Annotated in this window: 17 protein-coding genes; 7 read left to right on the top strand and 10 right to left on the bottom strand. The window is 62.0% G+C overall.

Annotation, left to right across the window (positions count from 1 at the left end):
* Positions 1–307: 307 nt before the first annotated feature.
* The gene (betT, locus tag AB4N80_RS03820; protein WP_163006691.1) at positions 308–2269 is read left to right on the top strand and encodes a choline transporter BetT; all 1962 of its coding nucleotides are present in this window, start codon (positions 308–310) and stop codon (positions 2267–2269) included.
* 151 nt (positions 2270–2420) lie between these two features.
* On the opposite strand, the gene AB4N80_RS03815 is transcribed toward betT, so the two are convergent.
* Positions 2421–3161: an SDR family oxidoreductase gene (locus tag AB4N80_RS03815; RefSeq protein ID WP_305482404.1), complete on the bottom strand. Its 741-nt coding sequence runs from the start codon at positions 3159–3161 to the stop codon at positions 2421–2423.
* 131 nt (positions 3162–3292) lie between these two features.
* Between AB4N80_RS03815 and AB4N80_RS03810 the strand changes: the two genes are divergently transcribed.
* On the top strand, positions 3293–4183 hold the full coding sequence (locus AB4N80_RS03810) for a LysR family transcriptional regulator (RefSeq protein WP_460080761.1): 891 nt from the start codon (positions 3293–3295) through the stop codon (positions 4181–4183).
* A 208-nt stretch (positions 4184–4391) separates the two neighbouring features.
* Positions 4392–5429, top strand: a complete 1038-nt coding sequence (gene mgrA, locus AB4N80_RS03805) for an L-glyceraldehyde 3-phosphate reductase (RefSeq protein ID WP_122565183.1) — start codon at positions 4392–4394, stop codon at positions 5427–5429.
* Between the two features lie 214 nt (positions 5430–5643).
* Here the strand turns inward: mgrA and tauD are convergent, their stop codons facing one another.
* From tauD to AB4N80_RS03770, 7 genes are all read right to left on the bottom strand, one after another.
* Complete coding sequence (gene tauD, locus AB4N80_RS03800; RefSeq protein WP_122565184.1) at positions 5644–6486, bottom strand: taurine dioxygenase; 843 nt, start codon at positions 6484–6486, stop codon at positions 5644–5646.
* Between the two features lie 50 nt (positions 6487–6536).
* The gene (tauC, locus tag AB4N80_RS03795) at positions 6537–7376 is read right to left on the bottom strand and encodes a taurine ABC transporter permease TauC (protein ID WP_460080756.1); all 840 of its coding nucleotides are present in this window, start codon (positions 7374–7376) and stop codon (positions 6537–6539) included.
* Complete coding sequence (gene tauB, locus AB4N80_RS03790; RefSeq protein ID WP_122565186.1) at positions 7373–8167, bottom strand: taurine ABC transporter ATP-binding subunit; 795 nt, start codon at positions 8165–8167, stop codon at positions 7373–7375. The genes tauC and tauB overlap by 4 nt, the downstream gene beginning before the upstream one ends.
* Positions 8168–8187: 20 nt before the next feature.
* Positions 8188–9165, bottom strand: coding sequence for a taurine ABC transporter substrate-binding protein (tauA, locus tag AB4N80_RS03785; protein ID WP_122565187.1), 978 nt, complete (start codon positions 9163–9165; stop codon positions 8188–8190).
* 248 nt (positions 9166–9413) lie between these two features.
* Positions 9414–10997 (bottom strand): glutamate--cysteine ligase, encoded by a 1584-nt coding sequence (gene gshA, locus AB4N80_RS03780; RefSeq protein ID WP_122565188.1) that lies wholly within the window; start codon positions 10995–10997, stop codon positions 9414–9416.
* Between the two features lie 269 nt (positions 10998–11266).
* Positions 11267–11650, bottom strand: coding sequence for a PaaI family thioesterase (locus AB4N80_RS03775; RefSeq protein ID WP_122565189.1), 384 nt, complete (start codon positions 11648–11650; stop codon positions 11267–11269).
* Positions 11650–13974, bottom strand: coding sequence for a Tex family protein (locus AB4N80_RS03770; protein ID WP_122565190.1), 2325 nt, complete (start codon positions 13972–13974; stop codon positions 11650–11652). Before AB4N80_RS03770 ends, AB4N80_RS03775 begins: the two co-directional genes overlap by 1 nt.
* Before the next feature lie 357 nt (positions 13975–14331).
* Between AB4N80_RS03770 and ompR the strand changes: the two genes are divergently transcribed.
* The gene (ompR, locus tag AB4N80_RS03765) at positions 14332–15072 is read left to right on the top strand and encodes an osmolarity response regulator transcription factor OmpR (protein ID WP_003196691.1); all 741 of its coding nucleotides are present in this window, start codon (positions 14332–14334) and stop codon (positions 15070–15072) included.
* A gap of 114 nt (positions 15073–15186) precedes the next feature.
* The gene (locus AB4N80_RS03760; RefSeq protein WP_060739672.1) at positions 15187–16500 is read left to right on the top strand and encodes an ATP-binding protein; all 1314 of its coding nucleotides are present in this window, start codon (positions 15187–15189) and stop codon (positions 16498–16500) included.
* Positions 16501–16666: 166 nt separating this feature from the next.
* Here the strand turns inward: AB4N80_RS03760 and rimK are convergent, their stop codons facing one another.
* Positions 16667–17572 (bottom strand): 30S ribosomal protein S6--L-glutamate ligase, encoded by a 906-nt coding sequence (gene rimK, locus AB4N80_RS03755; protein ID WP_003196697.1) that lies wholly within the window; start codon positions 17570–17572, stop codon positions 16667–16669.
* Positions 17569–18051, bottom strand: coding sequence for a retropepsin-like aspartic endopeptidase RimB (gene rimB / locus AB4N80_RS03750; protein WP_122565191.1), 483 nt, complete (start codon positions 18049–18051; stop codon positions 17569–17571). Before rimB ends, rimK begins: the two co-directional genes overlap by 4 nt.
* 235 nt (positions 18052–18286) lie before the next feature.
* Here rimB and AB4N80_RS03745 point away from each other — a divergent pair, with 235 nt between their 5' ends.
* Positions 18287–18691, top strand: a complete 405-nt coding sequence (locus AB4N80_RS03745; protein ID WP_122565368.1) for an RNA-binding S4 domain-containing protein — start codon at positions 18287–18289, stop codon at positions 18689–18691.
* A 248-nt stretch (positions 18692–18939) separates the two neighbouring features.
* Entirely contained in the window at positions 18940–19842 is a 903-nt protein-coding gene (hslO, locus tag AB4N80_RS03740) for an Hsp33 family molecular chaperone HslO (protein ID WP_122565192.1), read from the top strand.
* Positions 19843–19958: the final 116 nt, after the last annotated feature.

The raw sequence follows: 19958 nt of genomic DNA, 5'->3' as shown, positions 1-19958 counted from the left end.
CATCGCGAGCAAGCCCGCTCCCACAGGGGCTGTGTGGTGTCTGTTGAACACTGAACGAATACATACCAGGCAGCGTCTACCCTCCCACGGGCTCGCGTAGGAAACGTACCGTCGAGCCCTGCGATTAGTCCTTAGCTGGCTATTCATGTTTAACTTGAACGTTCATTCAAGTTAAACCGTCGGTTTGCTGCCCGCTCACAACAGGAGGCTTGCCTTTGCCGAGTCCGTATTCCATTGCCACCCTTTTGCTCCCCGGGGGGCTTCGTTCATGAGTGCCTCGTCCCTGCCACCCAGCGGCCTGGTCCGCATGAACCCGCCGGTCTTTTACTTCGCCGCGACCTTTATCCTGCTGTTCGGCCTGGTGGTGATTGCCATGCCCGCGCAAGCCGGCGCCTGGTTGCTGGCCGCGCAGAACTGGGCGGCCAATACGGTCGGCTGGTACTACATGCTGGCGATGACGCTGTATCTGGTCTTCGTGGTGGTCACCGCCTTGTCCGGCTACGGCAAGATCAAGCTCGGTGCCGACCACGACGAGCCCGAATTCAGTTATCTGTCCTGGGCCGGCATGCTGTTCGCCGCCGGCATCAGCATCACGCTGTTTTTCTTCTGCGTTTCCGAGCCGCTGACCCACATGGTGCAACCGCCCCAAGGCGAGGCCGGTACCGCCGAGGCGGCGCGTCAGGCCATGCAGATCCTGTTCTTGCACTGGGGCCTGCACGGCTGGGGCGTTTTCGCGTTCGTCGGTATGGCCTTGGCGTACTTCGCCTATCGGCACAATCTGCCGCTGGCCCTGCGTTCGGCGTTGTACCCGTTGATCGGCAAGCGCATAAACGGCCCCATCGGTTACGCCGTGGACGGCTTCGGCATTATCGCGACGGTGTTCGGCCTCGGCGCGGACATGGGCTTTGGTGTGCTGCACCTCAATTCCGGGCTCGACTACCTGTTCGGCATCGCCCACACCCAGTGGATTCAGGTCGGCCTGATCGTGCTAATGATGGGGGCGGCGATCCTCGTGGCGGTGGCCGGTGTCGACAAGGGCGTGCGGGTCATGTCCGACATCAACATGCTGTTGGCCTGTGCATTGTTGCTGTTCGTGCTGTTCGCCGGGCCCACCCAGCATTTGCTCAACACCTTGATCCAGAACATCGGCGATTACCTCGGCGCGCTGCCGATGAAGAGTTTCGACCTGTACGCCTACAACAAACCCAGCGACTGGCTGGGCGGCTGGACGGTGTTCTACTGGGCCTGGTGGATCGCGTGGTCGCCGTTCGTGGGGCTGTTCATCGCACGGATTTCCCGTGGTCGCACCATCCGTGAATTCGTGTTTGGCGTGTTGCTGATCCCCCTGGGTTTCACCCTGGCGTGGATGTCGATCTTCGGCAACAGCGCCATCGACCAAGTGTTGAACCACGGCATGAGCGCCCTGGGCATGTCCGCCCTGGAAAACCCATCGATGAGCCTTTACCTGCTGCTGGAAACCTATCCCTGGAGCAAGACCGTCATCGCGGTCACCGTGTTCATCAGCTTCGTGTTTTTCGTCACGTCTGCCGACTCGGGCACGGTGGTGCTGTCGACGTTGTCGGCCAAGGGCGGCAACCCCGATGAGGACGGGCCGAAATGGCTGCGGGTGTTCTGGGGCGCGATGACGGCCCTGGTGACCAGTGCGTTGTTGTTCTCCGGCAGCATCGATGCCTTGAAGTCGGCGGTGGTGCTGACGTCCCTGCCGTTCTCGTTGATTTTGCTGTTGATGATGTGGGGCCTGCACAAGGCGTTTTACCTGGAGTCCCAGAAGCAGATCGCGCAATTGCATTCCCTGGCGCCGGTGTCGGGGGCGCGCCGGGGCACGGGCGGCTGGCGCCAGCGCTTGAGCCAGGCGGTGCATTTTCCGTCCCGTGATGAGGTGTACCGTTTCCTCGACACGACGGTGCGCCCGGCCATTGAAGAAGTGACCGCGGTGTTCGTCGAGAAGGGCCTGACGGTGGTGACCCAGCCTGACCCGGCCAACGACAGCGTCAGCCTGGAGATCGGCCACGGGGAGCAGCATCCGTTTATTTACCAGGTGCAGATGCGCGGCTACTTCACGCCGTCCTTCGCCCGCGGCGGCATGGGCTCGAAGGAGCTCAACAACCGACGCTACTACCGTGCCGAGGTGCACTTGAGTGAAGGCAGCCAGGATTACGATTTGGTGGGCTATACCAAGGAGCAAGTCATCAACGACATCCTCGACCAGTACGAGCGGCATTTGCAGTTCCTGCATTTGGTGCGCTGACAGAGGTCCTGGTTTTTCTATCTTCACGGCCTCATCGCGAGCGAGCTCGCTCCCACAGGGTTAAGTGGTTCTCTCCTACAGGGCTAGTGATTTCCTTGTGGGAGCGAGCTTGCTCGCGATAGCGGTTTGACTGGCGACGCAGAACGAAGCCTCAGACCAGCCCGCCATTGGCCCGCAGGACCTGCCCATTCACCCAGCCAGCGGCCGGGCTCACCAGGAACGCGATGATGCTGGCAATGTCCTGGGGCTGGCCGAGGCGTTCCAGGGGCGGCATCTTGGCGTAGTGCTGCACCTGTTCTTCGCTCTTGCCGTGCATGAACAGTTCAGTGGCGACCGGGCCGGGGGCCACGGCATTCACCGTGATCTGGCGCCCGCGCAGTTCCTTGGCAAACACCTGGGTCAGGGATTCCACCGCCGCCTTGCTGGCGATGTACACCGAGTAGCCGGGCAGGTTCAGGCCTACGGTACTGCTGGAAAAATTCACGATCCTGCCGCCGTCGTTCAGCCGGGTCGCGGCTTCGCGCAGGGTGTTGAAGGTGCCACGGGTGTTGATGGCGAACGTCTGCTCGAACAGCTCGTCGCTGTGCTGCGCCAGGGGCATCACCTGGAGAATGCCAGCGTTATTGATCAACACATCTACCTTGCCCAACTGCGCTTCGGTTTCATCGAACATCCGCCGCACATCGGCGGCGGAAGATACGTCCGCCTTGACCGCTATGGCTTGGTGGCCAGCCTGGCGCAATTGCACCACCAACCTGGACGCCTCGCTGGCGCTGTTGGCGTAATTGACGACAACGGCAAAACCGTCGCTGGCCAGTTGCTTGGCGATTTCGGCGCCAATGCCGCGGGAGGCGCCGGTCACGATGGCAACTTTCGAGTTTTGAACAGTCATGTGAGGGTTCCTTTGAGATTGAGGGGTTGGGATCCGTTGAGGTCAGATTCACATGTTTACTCTTGGCGATAAATGCACGAGAGTTGCCTTGACTGTTCAATTTTTTCCAACAATCAGTGCGTGGGGCTCAGATGGACCAAGTCAAGGCGATGAGGGTGTTTGTCCGCATCTACGAGCGCAGCAGCTTCACCCTGGCCGCTGAAGACTTGAACATGCCCCGGGCCACGCTGACCCACACGCTCAATCAATTCGAAGCCTGGCTGGGCGTTCGTTTGCTGGAGCGCAGCACTCGCAAGGTGCGCCCGACCCTCGATGGCGAAGCCTACTACCCACGCTGCGTGCAATTGCTGGCGGAGCTCGAAGAAGCCGAACTGGCGTTTCGCGGCGTGGCGCCCAAAGGCAAACTGAGACTAGACCTGCACGGCACCCAGGCCAGGTATTTCGTCATTCCGGCGTTACCACAATTCATGGCCCGCTACCCCGAAATAGAACTGTTCATCAGCGAGGCGGATCGGTTTGTCGACCTGATTGCCGAGGGCGTCGATTGCGTGCTGCGCTCCGGTGCGCTGACGGACTCGTCATTGATCGGCCGGCGTGTCGCCAACCTTCGGCAAATCACCTGTGCCAGTCCCGGTTACCTGCGCCAGCACGGCGTACCGACAAGCCTCGATGACTTGAAACATCACAGGGCGGTGAATTACGTCTCGCGGACCACCGGCAAGCTCTATCCGTTTGAGTTCATGGTCGATGGCGAACTCAAGGAGGTGCCGATCGGGGGCTCGTTGTCGGTGTCCGGCGCCGAAATCTATGCCGCCTCGGCCATCGCCGGCCTGGGCCTGATCCAATGCCCGCATTACCGAATGCAAGAGCAGATCCAGCAGGGCCTGATCCAGGAAGTCCTCCCTGCCACCCCACCACCGTCCATGCCGGTCTCGGTGCTTTATCCGCACAACCGACTCATGTCGCCACGGGTTCGCGTATTCGTGGATTGGGTGGCGGAGGTGTTTGCGCAGGCGCGTTAGTGTGCCCTCCGACTTCCTGGCACTGCAAAACCCTGTGGGAGCGGGCTTGCTCGCGAATGCGTCGGCAAATTCGAAATTTGTGCTGACTGACACACCGCTTTCGCGAGCAAGCCCGCTCCCACACCTGATATGCGAACTTTCAGCCTGACCGAGGCGTCTGTGAAATGTTAGCTTCTGCCACCAGCCGTCCGAACAGAGAGCCTTTTCGATGACCTACACCGCTGCGCAAAACCGCTACGAGTCCATTCCTTACCGCCGCGTCGGTCGCAGCGGTCTGGTGCTGCCGGCGTTGTCGCTGGGGTTGTGGCACAACTTTGGCGACAGTACGCCCATCGACACCCAGCGCGCCTTGCTGCGCACGGCGTTCGACCTGGGGATCAACCACTTCGACCTGGCGAACAACTACGGCCCGCCCTACGGCAGCGCCGAGATCAATTTCGGCCGATTGCTGCGCGAAGATTTCAAGCAGTACCGCGATGAGTTGATCATCTCCAGCAAGGCCGGTTGGGACATGTGGCCGGGGCCTTACGGCCAGGGCGGTGGTTCGCGCAAATACGTGCTGGCCAGCCTCGACCAGAGTCTGCAACGCCTGGGGCTGGACTATGTGGATATCTTCTATTCCCACCGTTTCGACCCCGATACGCCACTGGAAGAAACCGCCAGTGCGCTGGCCACTGCGGTGCAGCAGGGCAAGGCGTTGTACATCGGTATTTCCTCGTATTCCGGGGTGAAGACCCGGGAAATGGCGGCGCTGCTCAAGGAGTGGAAAGTCCCGCTGCTGATCCACCAGCCGGCTTACAACCTGCTCAACCGCTGGGTGGAAAAAGACCTGCTGGACGCCACCGACGAATTGGGTACCGGTGTGATTGCCTTCACCCCGCTGGCTCAAGGCCTGCTGACCGACAAGTACCTCAAGGGCGTTCCGGCCGACGCGCGGGTGAATCGTCCGGGCGGTGGCTCGTTGCAGGCTTCGCACTTGTCAGAGGAGAACCTCGCCCACGTGCGTGCGCTCAATGAGATCGCCCAGCGTCGCGGCCAGAGCCTGGCCCAGATGGCGCTGGCCTGGACCTTGCGTGATCCCCGCGTGACCAGCGCCCTGATCGGCGCCAGCCGGCCGGAGCAGATCATTGAGAACGTCGCGGCCTTGCAGAACCTGAACTTCAGCGCCGAAGAACTGGCCGAGATCGACCGGTTTGCCCAGGAAGGCGGGATCAATCTTTGGGAGAAACCTTCGTCGGCGGAGTAATGAATCAGCCGATCAGCGATGTTCGGCTGAACATACAATCCTGTGACTGGAGATGATCTGTGGCGAGGGGATTTATCCCCGCTGGGCTGCGAAGCGGCCCCCCCCAAGCAGCCAACTGGATCAACCTGATACACCGCATGCTCAGGTTTAGGGCTGCTTCGCAGCCCAGCGGGGATAAATCCCCTCGCCACAAGAGCAATTCAGATCCAGTGCCTTACTTGAAAAACGGCACATCCCCCAACACCGTCGCCCGGTGCATCACCCGCCGGGCGGGGCGGTAGTCGTCCACGGCAAAATGCTGGGTGACGCGGTTGTCCCAGAACGCCACGTCGTTGACCTGCCAACGCCAGCGCAGGGTGAACTCCGGGCGAGTGGCGTGGGCAAAGAGCAGTTTCAGGATCGCCTCGCTTTCGGTCTCCGACAGTTCGTTGATGCGCGTGGTGAAGCCTTCATTGACGAACAGCGACCGACGCCCGCTCACCGGATGGGTGCGGATCACCGGGTGGGACAGCGGCGGGTTTTTCCGTCGTGCTTGTTCCCAGCGTTCCAGGTCCTCGGCGGTGTTACCAAACCGTTCCAATGGAAAGGAACGGGTGAAGTCATGAGTCGCCGTCAGGCCTTCCAGCAAGTGTTTCAACGGTGTCGACAAGGCTTCGTAGGCGGCGATGCCGCTGGCCCACAAGGTATCGCCGCCCACCGTCGGCAGCAGTTTGGCGCTGAGCACCGCGCCCAGGGCGGGCGTCGGGAGGAAGGTCACGTCGGTGTGCCACACGGCGTTGTCGCGGACATCGGTGACGGCGGTGTCGAGCACCAATACTTCAGGCTGCTCCGGCACGTTGGGGTAGATCGGGTGAATGTGCAGGTCACCAAAATAGGCGGCGAAACGCGCTTGCTGCGTCGGCTCGATTGGTTGGTCGCGAAAGAACAGCACCTGATGCTCAAGCAGGGCCTGCTCGATGACATCACGATGTTCCGAGCTCAGTGGCTGGCTAATATCGATCCCGCTGATCTGCGCGCCAAGGGCGATGCTCAAAGGGGTAATGATCGGGCGGCTCATTGTCGTGTTCTCGCGGTGGGGCGCCGAATGGACGGCGTGGTCATTGGGTCTCAATGGGTCTGGCCGTGCCAGGGCACCAGTTTGCGTTGCAGGGCGCGCAAGCCCATTTCCATGGCGAAGGCGATCAGTGCGATCACCAGGATCCCCAGCACCACCACATCGGTGACCAGGAACTGCGCCGCTGACTGCACCATGAACCCCAGGCCGCTGGTGGCGGCAATCAGCTCGGCGGCCACCAACGTCGACCAACCTACGCCCAGGCCAATGCGAATACCGGTGAGGATGTCCGGCAGGGCACTGGGCACGATCACATGGCGAATCAACTGTGCCCGTGTGGCGCCCAGCGATTGGGCCGCGCGCAGCTTGGCCCGGTCGACGGTGCGCACGCCGGTGGCGGTGGCAATGGCGATTGGGGCGAAGATCGCCAGGTAGATCAGCAGTACCTTCGACAACTCGCCGATGCCGCACCAGATCACGATCAACGGCAGGTACGCCAACGGTGGAATCGGCCGGTAGAACTCGATCAACGGATCGAGCACGCCGCGCGCGATGCGGTTGGCGCCAATGGCGATGCCCACCGGCACCGCCGTCAGCACTGCGAACAACAGGCCCAGGCCGATGCGTTCAAGGCTGGCGGCCAAGTGTTGCCAGAGAGTGGAGTCCATGTAGCCATGGGTCACCAGCAACCAGCCTTTTTGCAGCACGGCCGACGGCGGGGGCAGGAACAGTGGTTCGATCAGACCGCTGGCGGTGACGGCCCACCAGGCTGCCAGCAAGGCGATCAAGGTCAAGCCACTGATCCAGCGCGTACTCAGATGGGGTCTCAAGTCGCTGGCCGTGGGCTTGTTCGCCGCATCACTGATCACGGCTGGAATTTCGTAGCTGCTCATGCGCGCTCCTGGGGTCGAGTGGCGCTGCGTTGGGAGAACACTTTGGCGAGCACATGCTCGCGGGTTTCGATGAAGCGCGGGTCGGACTTGATCGACCGCGCCGACTCCCCTGCCTCGTAGCGCTGACCGAAATCCAGGCTCAGGCGCTCGACGATCTGCCCCGGGTTCGGTGCCAGCAGAATCAAGTCAGTGGCAAGGAAGACGGCTTCTTCAATGTCATGGGTGATCAGAAACACCGGCTTGGCGGTGCGCTGCCAGACCTGCAGCAACAGTTCCTGCATCTGCTCACGGGTGAAGGCGTCCAGCGCACCGAAGGGTTCGTCCATCAACAGCACACGCGGGTCGGCCGCCAATGCCCGGGCCAGGCCGACGCGTTGCTTCTGGCCGCCGGAGAGCTGCCAGACGCGGCGTTGCTCGAAACCGGCCAGGTCCACGAGGGCAAGCATTTCCCGGGCGCGAGCCTCACGCTTTTGCTTGGCGACCCCGGCCAGTTCCAGGCCGAACCCAACGTTTGCCAGCACGTCCTGCCAGGGCAGCAGCGCATCATCCTGGAACACCACGCCGCGCTCGGCGCTCGGGCCCTTGACCGGCGTACCGTCGAGGGTGATCTGCCCGGCGCTGGGCTCGACGAACCCGGCAATCAGGTTCAACAGCGATGTCTTGCCACTGCCGGACGGGCCAAGGGCAACCAGCAACTGCTTCGGCCCCAGGGTCAGGGAAATATCCGCCAGCACCGGTTCCGCCGCGCCGGGGTACTGTGCGCTGATGCGCTCCAGCTGTAGCAAGGCCATCGCCTGTCTCCCTTTTTTGATCAGTGAGTGATGTATTTGGCGCTGACGTAAGGCGCGTAGTCCGGCAGTACGGCGTCGACCTTGCCTTGCTCTTTGAGGAACGCGGCGGTGTCGGTGATGGCTTGGGTGGTCGGTGTGCCAAGACTCACGACCTGATCGGCCGCCAGGGGAAAGACGTTGCCTTGCAGCAACAGCGGGATATCACTGGCCTTGGCGCCGGAGAGCTTCACCAGTTTGTCGACATTGGACGCATCGGCCAGCCAGGCTTTTGGGTCCTTGCGGTACTGGGCGTAGGCGTCCAGGGTGACTTTGGCGAAGGCGGTGACAATTTCAGGATGCTTCTGGGCGAAGTCCTTGCGCACGATCCAGGCATCGAAGGTTGGTGCGCCGAACTTGGCCAGTTCCGCGGAGGTGATCAGCACCTTGCCGTTTTCCTTGGCCACGCCCAGGGCCGGGTCCCAGACGTACGTGGCATCGATGTCGCCGCGCTTCCAGGCGGCGATGATGGCCGGTGGCGCCAGGTTGAGCACGGTGACTTTCGACGGGTCGATGTTCCAATGCTTCAACGCGGCGAGCAGGCTGTAGTGCCCGGTGGACACGAACGGCACGGCGATCTTCTTGCCGATCAGATCTTGCGGGGAATTAATGCCGGAGCCATCACGAACCACCAAGGCCTCGGCGGCGCCGATCTGGGTGGCGATGAGGAAGGTTTCCACCGGGACCTGGCGGGTGATTGCGGCCGTCAATGGGCTGGAGCCGAGGTAGCCGATCTGCACGTCGCCCGAGGCGATGGCGCTGATGACATCGGCGCCGTTGTCGAACTTGCGCCAGTCGATCTTGGCTTGGGTGGCTTTTTCATAGGCGCCATCGGCCTGGGCGACTTTGGCCGGGTCGACGGTGGTCTGGTAAGCGACGGTCAGGTCGACCGCCTGGGCAAAAAGACTCGTTGCGGCCAGGGAGGCGGCCGCGAGAAGGCGAAGGGGGAAACGCAAAGACATGGAAAATCTCCTCAACAGGCCGCCGGATGTTCGGCGTTGGAGGAGACTAAATGATCTAAGAATTGGAAAATAAATAACTTTTTCGAATGAGCTTATTTTCGAAAAAATCTATTGAAGACGGCTCGGAGCCCTTGTGGCAAGGGAGCTTGCTCCCGCTCGGCTGCGTAGCAGCCGTAAAAGGGGCCTGCTTTGCAGTCCAGCGGGAGCAAGCTCCCTCGCCACAAAAAGCCGTCTTCGTCAAAGAGGGCTCAGTTGCTGATCGCCAGGATGCTCGCCTGATACGAACCCACGAACACATCGAAATCCCCCACCTCGTTCTGCTCCAGCTCGGCTTGCTGGACCAGTGATTCCCGGGCGGTTGCTTCGAAGGCTGTCTGCTCCTGGGCAGGCAACGGCTCGGCGCGGAAGAATTCGGCGTGGGCCTTGCTTTGGCGCAGGGAGAACTGGGCGAAGCTTTCCTGGTGTTCGGCCATCGCGGCCAGCACCTGGGCGGAGGGCGTCAGGGACGGATCGCGGACTTTCGCCAATTGCGCGTCCAGCGCCTGGCGATGGGCATCGCCACCTTGGCTCTGGTCGAGCAGCGAGGCCAGCGGGGCGATTTTTTCCAGCAATTCCACGGCCCAGGCCTGCATGTCCACCGCTTGACCCTGGCGCTGCAATTGCAGGCCTGGCTTGCGACCTTCCTTGACCACGGTCAGGAAGTTGCTCGTGGCGTTGCCGCATTCGTTGTTTTCCAGCTGCGGGCTGTCATTGAGGCCGCAATACAGCAGGAACGCATCGAGGAAGCGCGACTCGGTGAGGTCGATGCCCATCGGCAGGAACGGGTTGATGTCCAGGCAACGCACTTCGACGTACTGGATACCCCGGGCCATCAAGGCCTGGATCGGCCGCTCTCCGGTGTAGGTCACGCGTTTGGGGCGGATGTTGGAGTAGTACTCGTTTTCGATCTGCAAGATGTTGGTATTGAGCTGCACCCACTCGCCGTTCTGGTGAGTGCCGACTTCGACGTACGGCGCGTAGGGCGTTGCCACCGCTTTGCGCAGGCTGTCGGTGTAGCTCGCCAGGTCGTTGTAGCAAGGCGTGAGCCCTGCCTGGGCGTTGCTCTGGTAACCCAGGTCGCTCATGCGCAGGCTGGTGGCGTAGGGCAGGTACAAGGTGTCCGGGTCCAGTTGTTCCAACTGGTGCGGGCGGCCCCGCAGGAAACCGATGTCCAGGGCCGGCGAGGCACCGAACAGGTACATGAGCAACCAGCTGTAGCGGCGGAAATTACGGATCAGCGCGATATAGGCCGACGACTGGAAGTCACGGTCGCTCACTTCGGCCGCTTCGTTCTGGCGGAGCAGGGGCCAGAGTTTTTCCGGCAGGGAAAAGTTGTAGTGGATCCCGGCAATGCATTGCATGGTCTTGCCGTAGCGCAGGGCCAGGCCCTTGCGGTAGACGTACTTGAGCCGGCCGATGTTCGAGGTGCCGTAATACGCGATAGGGATGTCCTCTTCCGCCGGCAGCGGGCACGGCATCGACGGGCTCCACAAGTACTCGTCGCCAAGTTTGCTGTAGGCAAACCGGTGGATCTTGTCGAGGCTGCGCAGGGTATCGGCCGGGTTGGCCAGGGCCGGCGTGATGAACTCCAGCAGCGACTCGGAATAGTCGGTAGTGATCTGTTCGTTGGTCAGCGCCGAACCCAGGGCCTTGGGATGCGGGGTCTGCGCCAGACGTCCATCGTCCGTGACGCGCAGGCATTCACGCTCGATGCCATGCAGGCACTGTTCGAGCAGGGAGAGGTTGGCGCGCTCGCCGAGCAGGGCCAGGCGGCGGTTTAAAAGGTCGCTCAAGTTGAATTCCTTCACGCGTCAGTCGCCCCAATATGGGGGTGGGCAAGACGGTCTACAAGGGTGAAGTTAAAACTGGCGTTTTCGCCTGGTTTTCGTGCCAAAGACTCGCCACCGCAACCCCACTGTGGGAGCGAGCTTGCTCGCGATGGCGGTGGAGCAGTCAATAACGAGCCAACTGACATACCGCTATCGCGAGCAAGCTCGCTCCCACAGGGAAGTTCGATGCCGCATTCATGGCGTCGAAATTAACTCAAATCGATGACAGGGAGCTATAGGACAGCGAACGTGCCTTGCGCTTTTGCGACCAGTTTGTCGCCTTGCATCACCTCGGCCTCGACCACCAGCGTGCGCCGACCGGGGTGGATGACCCGGGCGGTGCACAACACGTCGCCGTCGGACACGGCGCGAATGTAGTTGATCTTGCATTCGATGGTCGCGCTCTGCTGGTCAAAGCCATGGACACTGGAACAGGCCAGGCCCATGGCGATGTCCACCAGGCTGAACAGCGCGCCGCCGTGCAGCTTGCCGCCGCGGTTGCGCAACGGCGGCTCAAGGCTCAGGGCGACTTGCGCCACCCCGTCCCCCAGGCTCTGCAGACGGCAGCCGAGCAGCTTGAAGAACGCGCTCTCCACCAACCCGGCTGGCGCGTCCATTAGCGTTTCTTCAACTGCTTGGCGTTGGCGAACAGCGAGGCCATGGCGTTATTGGCCGGGGCCGCCGTGGCGGTTTCCTTGCGCGGCGCGGTGTTTTGCGACTGGCGGGGTGTCGAGCCAGGGCGCGCACCGCGGGCACCGTCGATTTTCTCGCCCGGTGTGTCGCTCATGCGCATCGACAGGCCGACGCGTTTGCGCGGGATGTCGACTTCCATGACCTTCACTTTCACCACATCGCCGGCCTTCACCGCTTCGCGCGGGTCCTTGATGAACTTCTCGGACAACGCCGAGATGTGCACCAGACCGTCCTGGTGCACACCGATGTCGACGAAGGCACCGAAGTTGGTGACGTTGGTCACCACGCCTTCGAGGATCATGCCCGGTTGCAGGTCCTTGAGGTCTTCGACGCCGTCCTGGAACTCGGCGGTCTTGAACTCGGGGCGCGGGTCGCGGCCCGGTTTTTCCAGTTCCTGAAGGATGTCGGTGACGGTGGGCAGGCCGAAGGTTTCGTCGGTGAATTTCTTCGGGTCCAGGCGCTTGAGGAACGCGGCATCACCGATCAGCGAGCGGATGTCGCGGTCGGTCTGGGCGGCGATGCGTTGCACCAGCGGGTAGGCTTCAGGGTGGACAGCCGAAGAGTCCAGTGGGTTGTCGCCGTTCATGACCCGCAGGAAGCCGGCGGCCTGTTCGAAGGTTTTTTCACCCAGGCGCGGGACTTTCTTCAACGCGGCGCGGGTCTTGAACGCGCCATGTTCGTCACGGTGGGTGACGATGTTCTGCGCCAGCGTGGCGTTCAGGCCGGAGATCCGCGCCAGCAGCGCCACCGAAGCGGTGTTCACGTCCACGCCCACGGCGTTCACGCAGTCCTCCACCACCGCGTCCAGGCCGCGCGCCAGTTTCAGTTGGGAAACGTCGTGCTGGTACTGGCCGACACCGATGGATTTGGGGTCGATCTTCACCAGCTCCGCCAGTGGATCCTGCAGGCGACGGGCGATGGACACCGCGCCACGGATCGACACGTCGAGGTCGGGGAATTCCTTGGAGGCCAGCTCCGAGGCCGAGTAAACCGAAGCGCCGGCCTCGGAGACCATGACCTTGGTCATTTTCATGGCCGGGTATTTCTTGATCAGCTCGGCGGCCAGTTTGTCGGTCTCGCGGCTGGCGGTGCCGTTGCCGATGGCGATCAGATCCACCGAATGCTTGGCGCACAGGGCGGCGAGCACGGCGAGGGTCTGGTCCCACTTGTTGTGTGGCACGTGCGGGTAGACCGTGGCGTGGTCCAGCAGTTTGCCGGTGGAATCAACTACCGCCACCTTGCAACCGGTGCGCAGGCCCGGGTCCAGGCCCAGGGTGGCGCGCGGGCCGGCCGGTGCGGCCAGCAGCAGGTCGTGCAGGTTGTGGGCGAATACGTTGATCGCCTCGGTCTCGGCGTTGTCGCGCAACTCGCCCAGCAGGTCGGTTTCCAGGTGGGTGTAGAGCTTGACCTTCCAAGTCCAGCGCACCACTTCAGCCAGCCATTTGTCGGCGGCGCGGTTCTGGTTCTGGATGCCGAACTGCTGGCCGATCATGCCTTCGCACGGGTGCATGGTGCCGGGCAATTCTTCACCGACCTTCAGCGCGGAGCTGAGGATGCCTTCGTTGCGTCCGCGGAAAATCGCCAGTGCGCGGTGGGACGGCATGCTCTTGAGCGGTTCGTCGTGTTCGAAGTAGTCGCGGAACTTCGCGCCTTCCTCTTCCTTGCCGGCGATTACCCGGGCGCTGAGGATGGCTTCCTGTTTGAGGAAGTTGCGCAGTTTTTCCAACAGGTTGGCGTCCTCGGCGAAACGCTCCATGAGGATGTACTTGGCACCCTCCAGCGCCGCCTTCACGTCCGCCACGCCTTTTTCGGCATCGACGAAGCGCGCGGCTTCGGTTTCCGGGGCCAGGGTCGGGTCGTTGAACAGGCCGTCGGCCAGCTCGCCGAGGCCGGCTTCCAGGGCGATCTGGCCCTTGGTGCGGCGCTTTTGCTTGTAGGGCAGGTACAAGTCTTCGAGACGAGTCTTGGTGTCGGCCAGCTTGATGTCGCGCTCGAGTTGCGGGGTCAGCTTGCCCTGCTCCTGGATGCTGGCCAGGATGCTGATGCGCCGTTCGTCGAGTTCTCGCAGGTAGCGCAGGCGCTCTTCCAGATGCCGCAATTGGGTGTCATCGAGGCTGCCGGTCACTTCTTTCCGGTAACGGGCGATGAAAGGCACCGTGGAACCTTCATCGAGTAGCGCGACGGCCGCTTCGACCTGTTGTGGGCGTACACCGAGTTCCTCGGCGATGCGGCTGTTGATGCTGTCCATAAAACCACCTGAAAAATTGTGAAATCAGGCTCGCCACCACAGAAACCGGGCTCGGCGAGACTGGTTGAGCGGCCTGGCATGCGCCGCTGCCTGGGTCAAAAGGCTGCCTGTTGACCCGCGAAATTCAAAAAGTACTGCCTGGCCAACGCTAAAAAATGGCACGCCGGGATCACGATCCGGCATTCCCTGGCACAAAAGGCCGGGCATTATAACCAGCGTTCCGTCCTGAGGGGGTGACAGGGTCTGTAGGCTTGATACCCGGATTTGTGGAGATAGAGGAAAAATCTGCTAACAATGCACACGGTGCGTATAACGGCAGCTAGGCCATAATGCGCGCCGAGATCAAAGGAGCTTCCTATGAGCAGCACAGCACAAACTGCTGAAGGCGAAAAAATTCTTATTGTTGACGATGATCCGGGGCTGAGCAGCCTGCTGGAACGCTTTTTCGTCAGCAAGGGCTACCGCGCCCGCACCGTACCGAACACCGAGCAAATGGATCGGTTGCTGGCCCGTGAAGTGTTCAACTTGGTGGTACTCGACCTGATGCTGCCCGGTGAAGACGGCCTGACCGCCTGCCGCCGCCTGCGCGGCGCCAACAACCAGATCCCGATCATCATGCTCACCGCCAAGGGCGACGAGTTGAGCCGTATCAAGGGCCTTGAACTGGGCGCCGACGATTACCTGGCCAAGCCGTTCAACCCCGACGAGCTGATGGCCCGCGTCAAGGCGGTGCTGCGTCGTCAGTCGGCGCCGGTGCCTGGCGCGCCGGGCAGCGAAGACGAAAGCGTGACCTTCGGCGACTATGAACTGTCCCTGGCCACCCGCGAGCTCAAGCGCGGCGATGAGGTCCACATGCTCACCACCGGTGAGTTCGCCGTGCTCAAGGCCCTGGTGATGAACGCCCGTCAGCCGCTGACCCGCGACAAGCTGATGAACCTGGCCCGTGGTCGTGAATGGGATGCGCTGGAGCGTTCCATCGACGTGCAGATTTCCCGCCTGCGCCGGATGATCGAGCCTGATCCTTCCAAGCCGCGGTATATCCAGACCGTGTGGGGCGTGGGTTACGTGTTCGTGCCGGATGGCGCCGCCAGCAAGTGATCGGCGATTTGTAGGAGCGGGTGGTCTGGCCGGTTGAAATGTCTTCTTCCAGGCGACTCGCGGTCTGTCATTGTGCGAGCATCGCTCGCTCCTGCAAGTGTGTAGCGGTTATTCATGAAAACCCCCGTTTGGTTCCCCCAGAGTTTCTTCTCCCGCACCCTCTGGCTGGTGCTGATCGTCGTGCTCTTCTCCAAGGCACTGACGTTGGTGTACCTGCTGATGAACGAGGACGTGCTCGTGGACCGGCAGTACAGCCACGGCGTTGCCTTGACCCTGCGGGCGTATTGGGCGGCGGACGAAACCAACCGGGCGAAAATTGCCGAGGCGGCGACTCTGATCCGTGTCGTTGGCGCCGGCGTGCCGGAGGGTGAGCAGCACTGGCCCTACAGCGAGATCTATCAACGCCAGATGCAGGCCGAACTGGGCGCCGATACCGAGGTGCGATTGCGCATGCACTCGCCGCCGGCGCTTTGGGTGCGGGCCCCGAGCCTGGGGGACGGCTGGCTGAAAGTGCCGTTGTACCCGCATCCGCTGCGCGGCCAGAAAATCTGGAACGTGCTTGGCTGGTTCCTGGCCATCGGCCTGCTGTCGACGGCGTCGGCGTGGATCTTCGTCAGCCAGCTCAACCAACCGTTGAAACGCCTGGTCTACGCTGCCCGCCAGCTGGGTCAGGGACGCAGCGTGCGACTGCCCATCAGCGATACGCCCAGCGAGATGACCGAGGTCTACCGCGCCTTCAACCAGATGGCCGAGGATGTGGAACAGGCCGGGCGGGAGCGCGAACTGATGCTCGCGGGCGTCTCCCATGACCTGCGCACGCCGCTGACCCGGCTGCGGTTGTCGCTGGAGTTGATGGGCGAACATACCGACCTGACCGACGAGATGGTCCGCGACATCGAGGACATGGACGCGATTCTCGACCAGTTCCTGGCGTTCATTCGCGACGGTCGTGATGAATCCGTGGAGGAGGTGGACCTCAGCGAGCTGGTGCGGGAAGTGGTTGCGCCCTATAACCAGAACGACGAGAAAGTGCACCTGCGCCTGGAGCCGATCCAGCCGTTCCCGTTACGCCGGGTGTCGATGAAACGTTTGCTGAACAACCTGATCGGCAATGCCCTGAACCATGCCGGTGCTGGCGTCGAAGTCGCGGCCTATGTCTCCGGCGACACCAGCGCGCCCTACGTGGTGCTGAGCGTCATGGACCGTGGCGCCGGCATCGATCCCTCGGAGCTGGAAGCCATTTTCAACCCCTTCACCCGGGGTGATCGCGCCCGGGGTGGGAAAGGCACGGGGCTGGGCCTGGCCATCGTCAAGCGCATCGCCTCGATGCACGGCGGCAACGTCGAGCTGCGCAACCGCGCCGGTGGCGGGCTGGAGGCCCGGGTACGGTTGCCGTTGGGCTTGATGCTGCCTCGGGATGCGGTGTAGCGATCTCTCTCAAGTAAGACAGAGAACTTTGTGGGAGCGGGCCCTGTGGGAGCCGAGCTTGCTCGCGATGGCGGTGTGTCAGTCAAGATCAACTTTACTGATTCACCGCCATCGCGAGCAAGCTCGGCTCCCACAAAAGCTCGCTCCCACAGGGTCTTGTATTGAGTCAGCCCTTGCCCTTGGTCCGGGTCATGTTCGGCCCGCCATTCTTTTCCAGGTGCTCGATGATGATCCCCGCCACGTTCTTGCTCGTGGTGGTCTCGATGCCTTCCAGGCCCGGCGAGGAGTTGACCTCCATCACCAGCGGCCCGTGATTGGAGCGCAGGATATCCACGCCGGCCACGGCAAGGCCCATGACTTTTGCGGCCCGCAGGGCGGTCATGCGTTCTTCCGGGGTGATCTTGATCAGGCTGGCGCTACCACCGCGATGCAGGTTGGAGCGGAACTCACCGGGCTTGGCCTGGCGCTTCATCGAGGCAATCACTTTGTCGCCGACCACGAAGCAGCGAATATCCGCGCCACCGGCTTCCTTGATGTATTCCTGGACCATGATGTTCTGCTTCAGACCCATGAACGCTTCGATCACCGACTCCGCCGCCGTCGCGGTTTCACACAGGACCACGCCGATGCCCTGGGTGCCTTCCAGCACCTTGATCACCAGCGGTGCGCCGTTGACCATCGCGATCAGGTCGGGAATGTCGTCGGGGGAGTGGGCGAAACCGGTGACTGGCAGGCCGATCCCGCGCCGCGACAGCAGTTGCAGCGAGCGTAGTTTGTCCCGGGAGCGGGCGATGGCCACCGACTCGTTGAGGGGAAACACCCCCATCATTTCGAACTGGCGCAACACCGCGCAACCATAGAACGTCACCGATGCGCCGATGCGGGGGATCACCGCGTCGAACCCTTCCAGCGGCTTGCCACGATAATGGATCTGCGGCTTGTGGCTGGCGATGTTCATGTAGGCGCGCAGGGTATCGATCACCACCATTTCGTGGCCTCGTTCGGTCCCGGCTTCAACCAGGCGACGAGTGGAATACAGACGCGGATTACGCGACAGCACAGCGATCTTCATGCAACACCTGTGGCAGAGGTAGTGGACACCGGGAATACCGGCTTTTCTTGAACGTATTTGGTACCCGGATTGACCACCAGTTGGCCGTCGATCAAGGCTTTGGAACCCAGTAACAGGCGATATCGCATGGATTTGCGGCAGGCGAGGGTGAACTCGACCCGCCAGACCCTGTCACCCAGCGCCAACGTGGTGCTGATCACGTAGCGGACCTGAGCGTGGCCGTTGGAACTCTTTATGGTCTTGCGCGCCACCAGCGGGGCTTCGCAGCGACGATGGCGCAACTGCACCACCGTGCCGAGGTGCGCCGTGAAGCGCACCCACTTTTCGCCATCGCGCTCGAACGGCTCGATGTCAGTGGCATGCAGGCTGGAGGTGCTGGCTCCGGTGTCGATTTTTGCCCGCAGGCCCGCGACTCCCAGGTCCGGGAGCGCCACCCACTCGCGCAGACCGACAACGGTCAAATGGTCAAAAGTCTTCAATAAAAAAACCTGCGATCAGTGCATCGGATCGTGGACTCCGCGAATCGCGGTATTCACGCAGAATAATCACAAAATGGCGACAGTTATCTACGCACTTGTGTGTGCTTGTAACCGATTCCGACCCAGGCGATAGGTGCGGCGCCGGTTTGGCGGGCATTCTATCTGTCGGGTCGGATTCGTGCGCCCGACAAAAACGGTAGTACAGTTCCGGCTATCGGCAGAAAGAGGAATGGCAGTGGCACAAAAAAAGGAAGAGGACGACAAGGTTCGTCTCGATAAATGGTTGTGGGCGGCGCGCTTCTACAAGACGCGGGCCCTGGCCAAGACCGCCATCGAAAGCGGCAAGGTCCATCACCGGGGAGAGCGTTGCAAGCCGGGCAAGGAGCCCCGCATCGGCGATGAGTTCGTCATCCGCACCGGGTTCGATGAAAAGACCGTGGTGGTCGAGGCCCTGTCGATCGTGCGTCGCGGTGCACCTGAAGCGCAGGCGCTGTATCGCGAAACCGAGGCCAGCATCGCCAAGCGCGAAACCGCCGCCGCGCAACGCAAGGCCGGCGCCCTGGGTGTCAGCACTGACGGCAAGCCGAGCAAGAAGCAGCGCCGGGACCTGTTCAAGTTTCATGGCAGCAACAGCGAATAAGGCACCGGCCATTGGAGATCATCCGTGGCGAGGGAGCTTGCTCCCACTCGGTTGCGTAGCGACCGTAAGATTTTGGGGCTGCTGCGCAGCCCAGCGGGAGCAAGCTCCCTCGCCACAATGTGTCAGGCCACACATTCAGATGAGTTGGCAGCGCCTTCCCGTCAGAAAACCCCGCCTTGCTTGGAACCCACCCGGAATGGCCATAAAATGCCCGCCATCATTTGTCATCACCTCAGATACCAGACCTTATGACTGATTTACCGGATACCGACTTCACCCAACGTTTCATCTTCGATGACAGCGACGCCCGTGGCGAGCTAGTGGCGTTGGAGCGTAGCTACGCCGAAGTCCTTGCCAAGCACCCCTATCCGGAGCCGGTCGCACAGCTGCTCGGCGAGCTGATGGCGGCTGCGGCGTTGCTGGTGGGCACCTTGAAGTTCGATGGCTTGTTGATTCTTCAGGCCCGCTCCGATGGCCCGGTGCCGTTGCTGATGATCGAGTGCTCCAGCGAGCGCGAAATCCGCGGCCTGGCCCGTTATGACGCCGAACAGATCGCGCCCGACGCGACCCTGGCCGACATGATGCCCAATGGCGTGTTGGCCCTGACGGTCGATCCGACCCAAGGCCAGCGTTACCAGGGCATCGTCGATCTGGACGGCGCAACCCTGGCCGATTGCTTCACCAACTACTTCGTCATGTCCCAGCAGACCAATACCCGGTTCTGGCTCTACGCCGACGGGCGGCGCGCGCGGGGTTTACTGTTGCAACAACTGCCCGCCGATCGCCTGCGCGACCCGGAAGAACGTGACGCCAGCTGGCAGCACATCACCGCTCTGGCCAGTACCTTGAGCGCCGATGAGCTGCTGAGCCTGGACAACGAAACCGTGTTGCATCGCCTCTATCACGAGGAGCAGGTACGCTTGTTCGACGGCCAGCCGTTGCGCTTCCAATGCAGCTGCTCTCGTGAACGTTCCGGCAATGCGCTGGTCAGTCTGGGTCTGGAAGATGCGCAGCAACTGGTGATCGAGCATGGTGGCGCCATCGAGGTCGACTGCCAGTTTTGCAACGAGCGCTACCTGTTCGACGCGGCCGACATCGCTCAATTGTTCGCCGGTGCGGGTGTCGACACACCGTCAGATACTCGACACTAAAACGGTTCAGCGCAGGTAAATCTCCTGGCAAACGCCGGATTTACGCCGTACTGACGGGAGGGCCCTACTTTTTTTGGGCTTTTCTGGCATAATCCGGCCCACTTTTTTCGGGTAGT

Source organism: Pseudomonas sp. H3_A02 (genome assembly GCF_054671965.1).
This window is presented reverse-complemented; position numbering and strand designations above follow the sequence as displayed.

Coding starts and splice junctions, on each gene's coding strand:
- AB4N80_RS03775 (WP_122565189.1), bottom strand. CDS start 11,650: ATGGACGCGCCAGCCGGGTTGGTGGAGAGCGCGTTCTTCAAGCTGCTC.
- AB4N80_RS03760 (WP_060739672.1), top strand. CDS start 15,187: ATGAAAACCCCCGTTTGGTTCCCCCAGAGTTTCTTCTCCCGCACCCTC.
- tauA (WP_122565187.1), bottom strand. CDS start 9,165: ATGTCTTTGCGTTTCCCCCTTCGCCTTCTCGCGGCCGCCTCCCTGGCC.
- hslO (WP_122565192.1), top strand. CDS start 18,940: ATGACTGATTTACCGGATACCGACTTCACCCAACGTTTCATCTTCGAT.
- AB4N80_RS03810 (WP_460080761.1), top strand. CDS start 3,293: ATGGACCAAGTCAAGGCGATGAGGGTGTTTGTCCGCATCTACGAGCGC.
- rimK (WP_003196697.1), bottom strand. CDS start 17,572: ATGAAGATCGCTGTGCTGTCGCGTAATCCGCGTCTGTATTCCACTCGT.
- betT (WP_163006691.1), top strand. CDS start 308: ATGAACCCGCCGGTCTTTTACTTCGCCGCGACCTTTATCCTGCTGTTC.
- ompR (WP_003196691.1), top strand. CDS start 14,332: ATGAGCAGCACAGCACAAACTGCTGAAGGCGAAAAAATTCTTATTGTT.
- mgrA (WP_122565183.1), top strand. CDS start 4,392: ATGACCTACACCGCTGCGCAAAACCGCTACGAGTCCATTCCTTACCGC.
- AB4N80_RS03770 (WP_122565190.1), bottom strand. CDS start 13,974: ATGGACAGCATCAACAGCCGCATCGCCGAGGAACTCGGTGTACGCCCA.
- tauD (WP_122565184.1), bottom strand. CDS start 6,486: ATGAGCCGCCCGATCATTACCCCTTTGAGCATCGCCCTTGGCGCGCAG.
- AB4N80_RS03815 (WP_305482404.1), bottom strand. CDS start 3,161: ATGACTGTTCAAAACTCGAAAGTTGCCATCGTGACCGGCGCCTCCCGC.
- tauB (WP_122565186.1), bottom strand. CDS start 8,167: ATGGCCTTGCTACAGCTGGAGCGCATCAGCGCACAGTACCCCGGCGCG.
- tauC (WP_460080756.1), bottom strand. CDS start 7,376: ATGAGCAGCTACGAAATTCCAGCCGTGATCAGTGATGCGGCGAACAAG.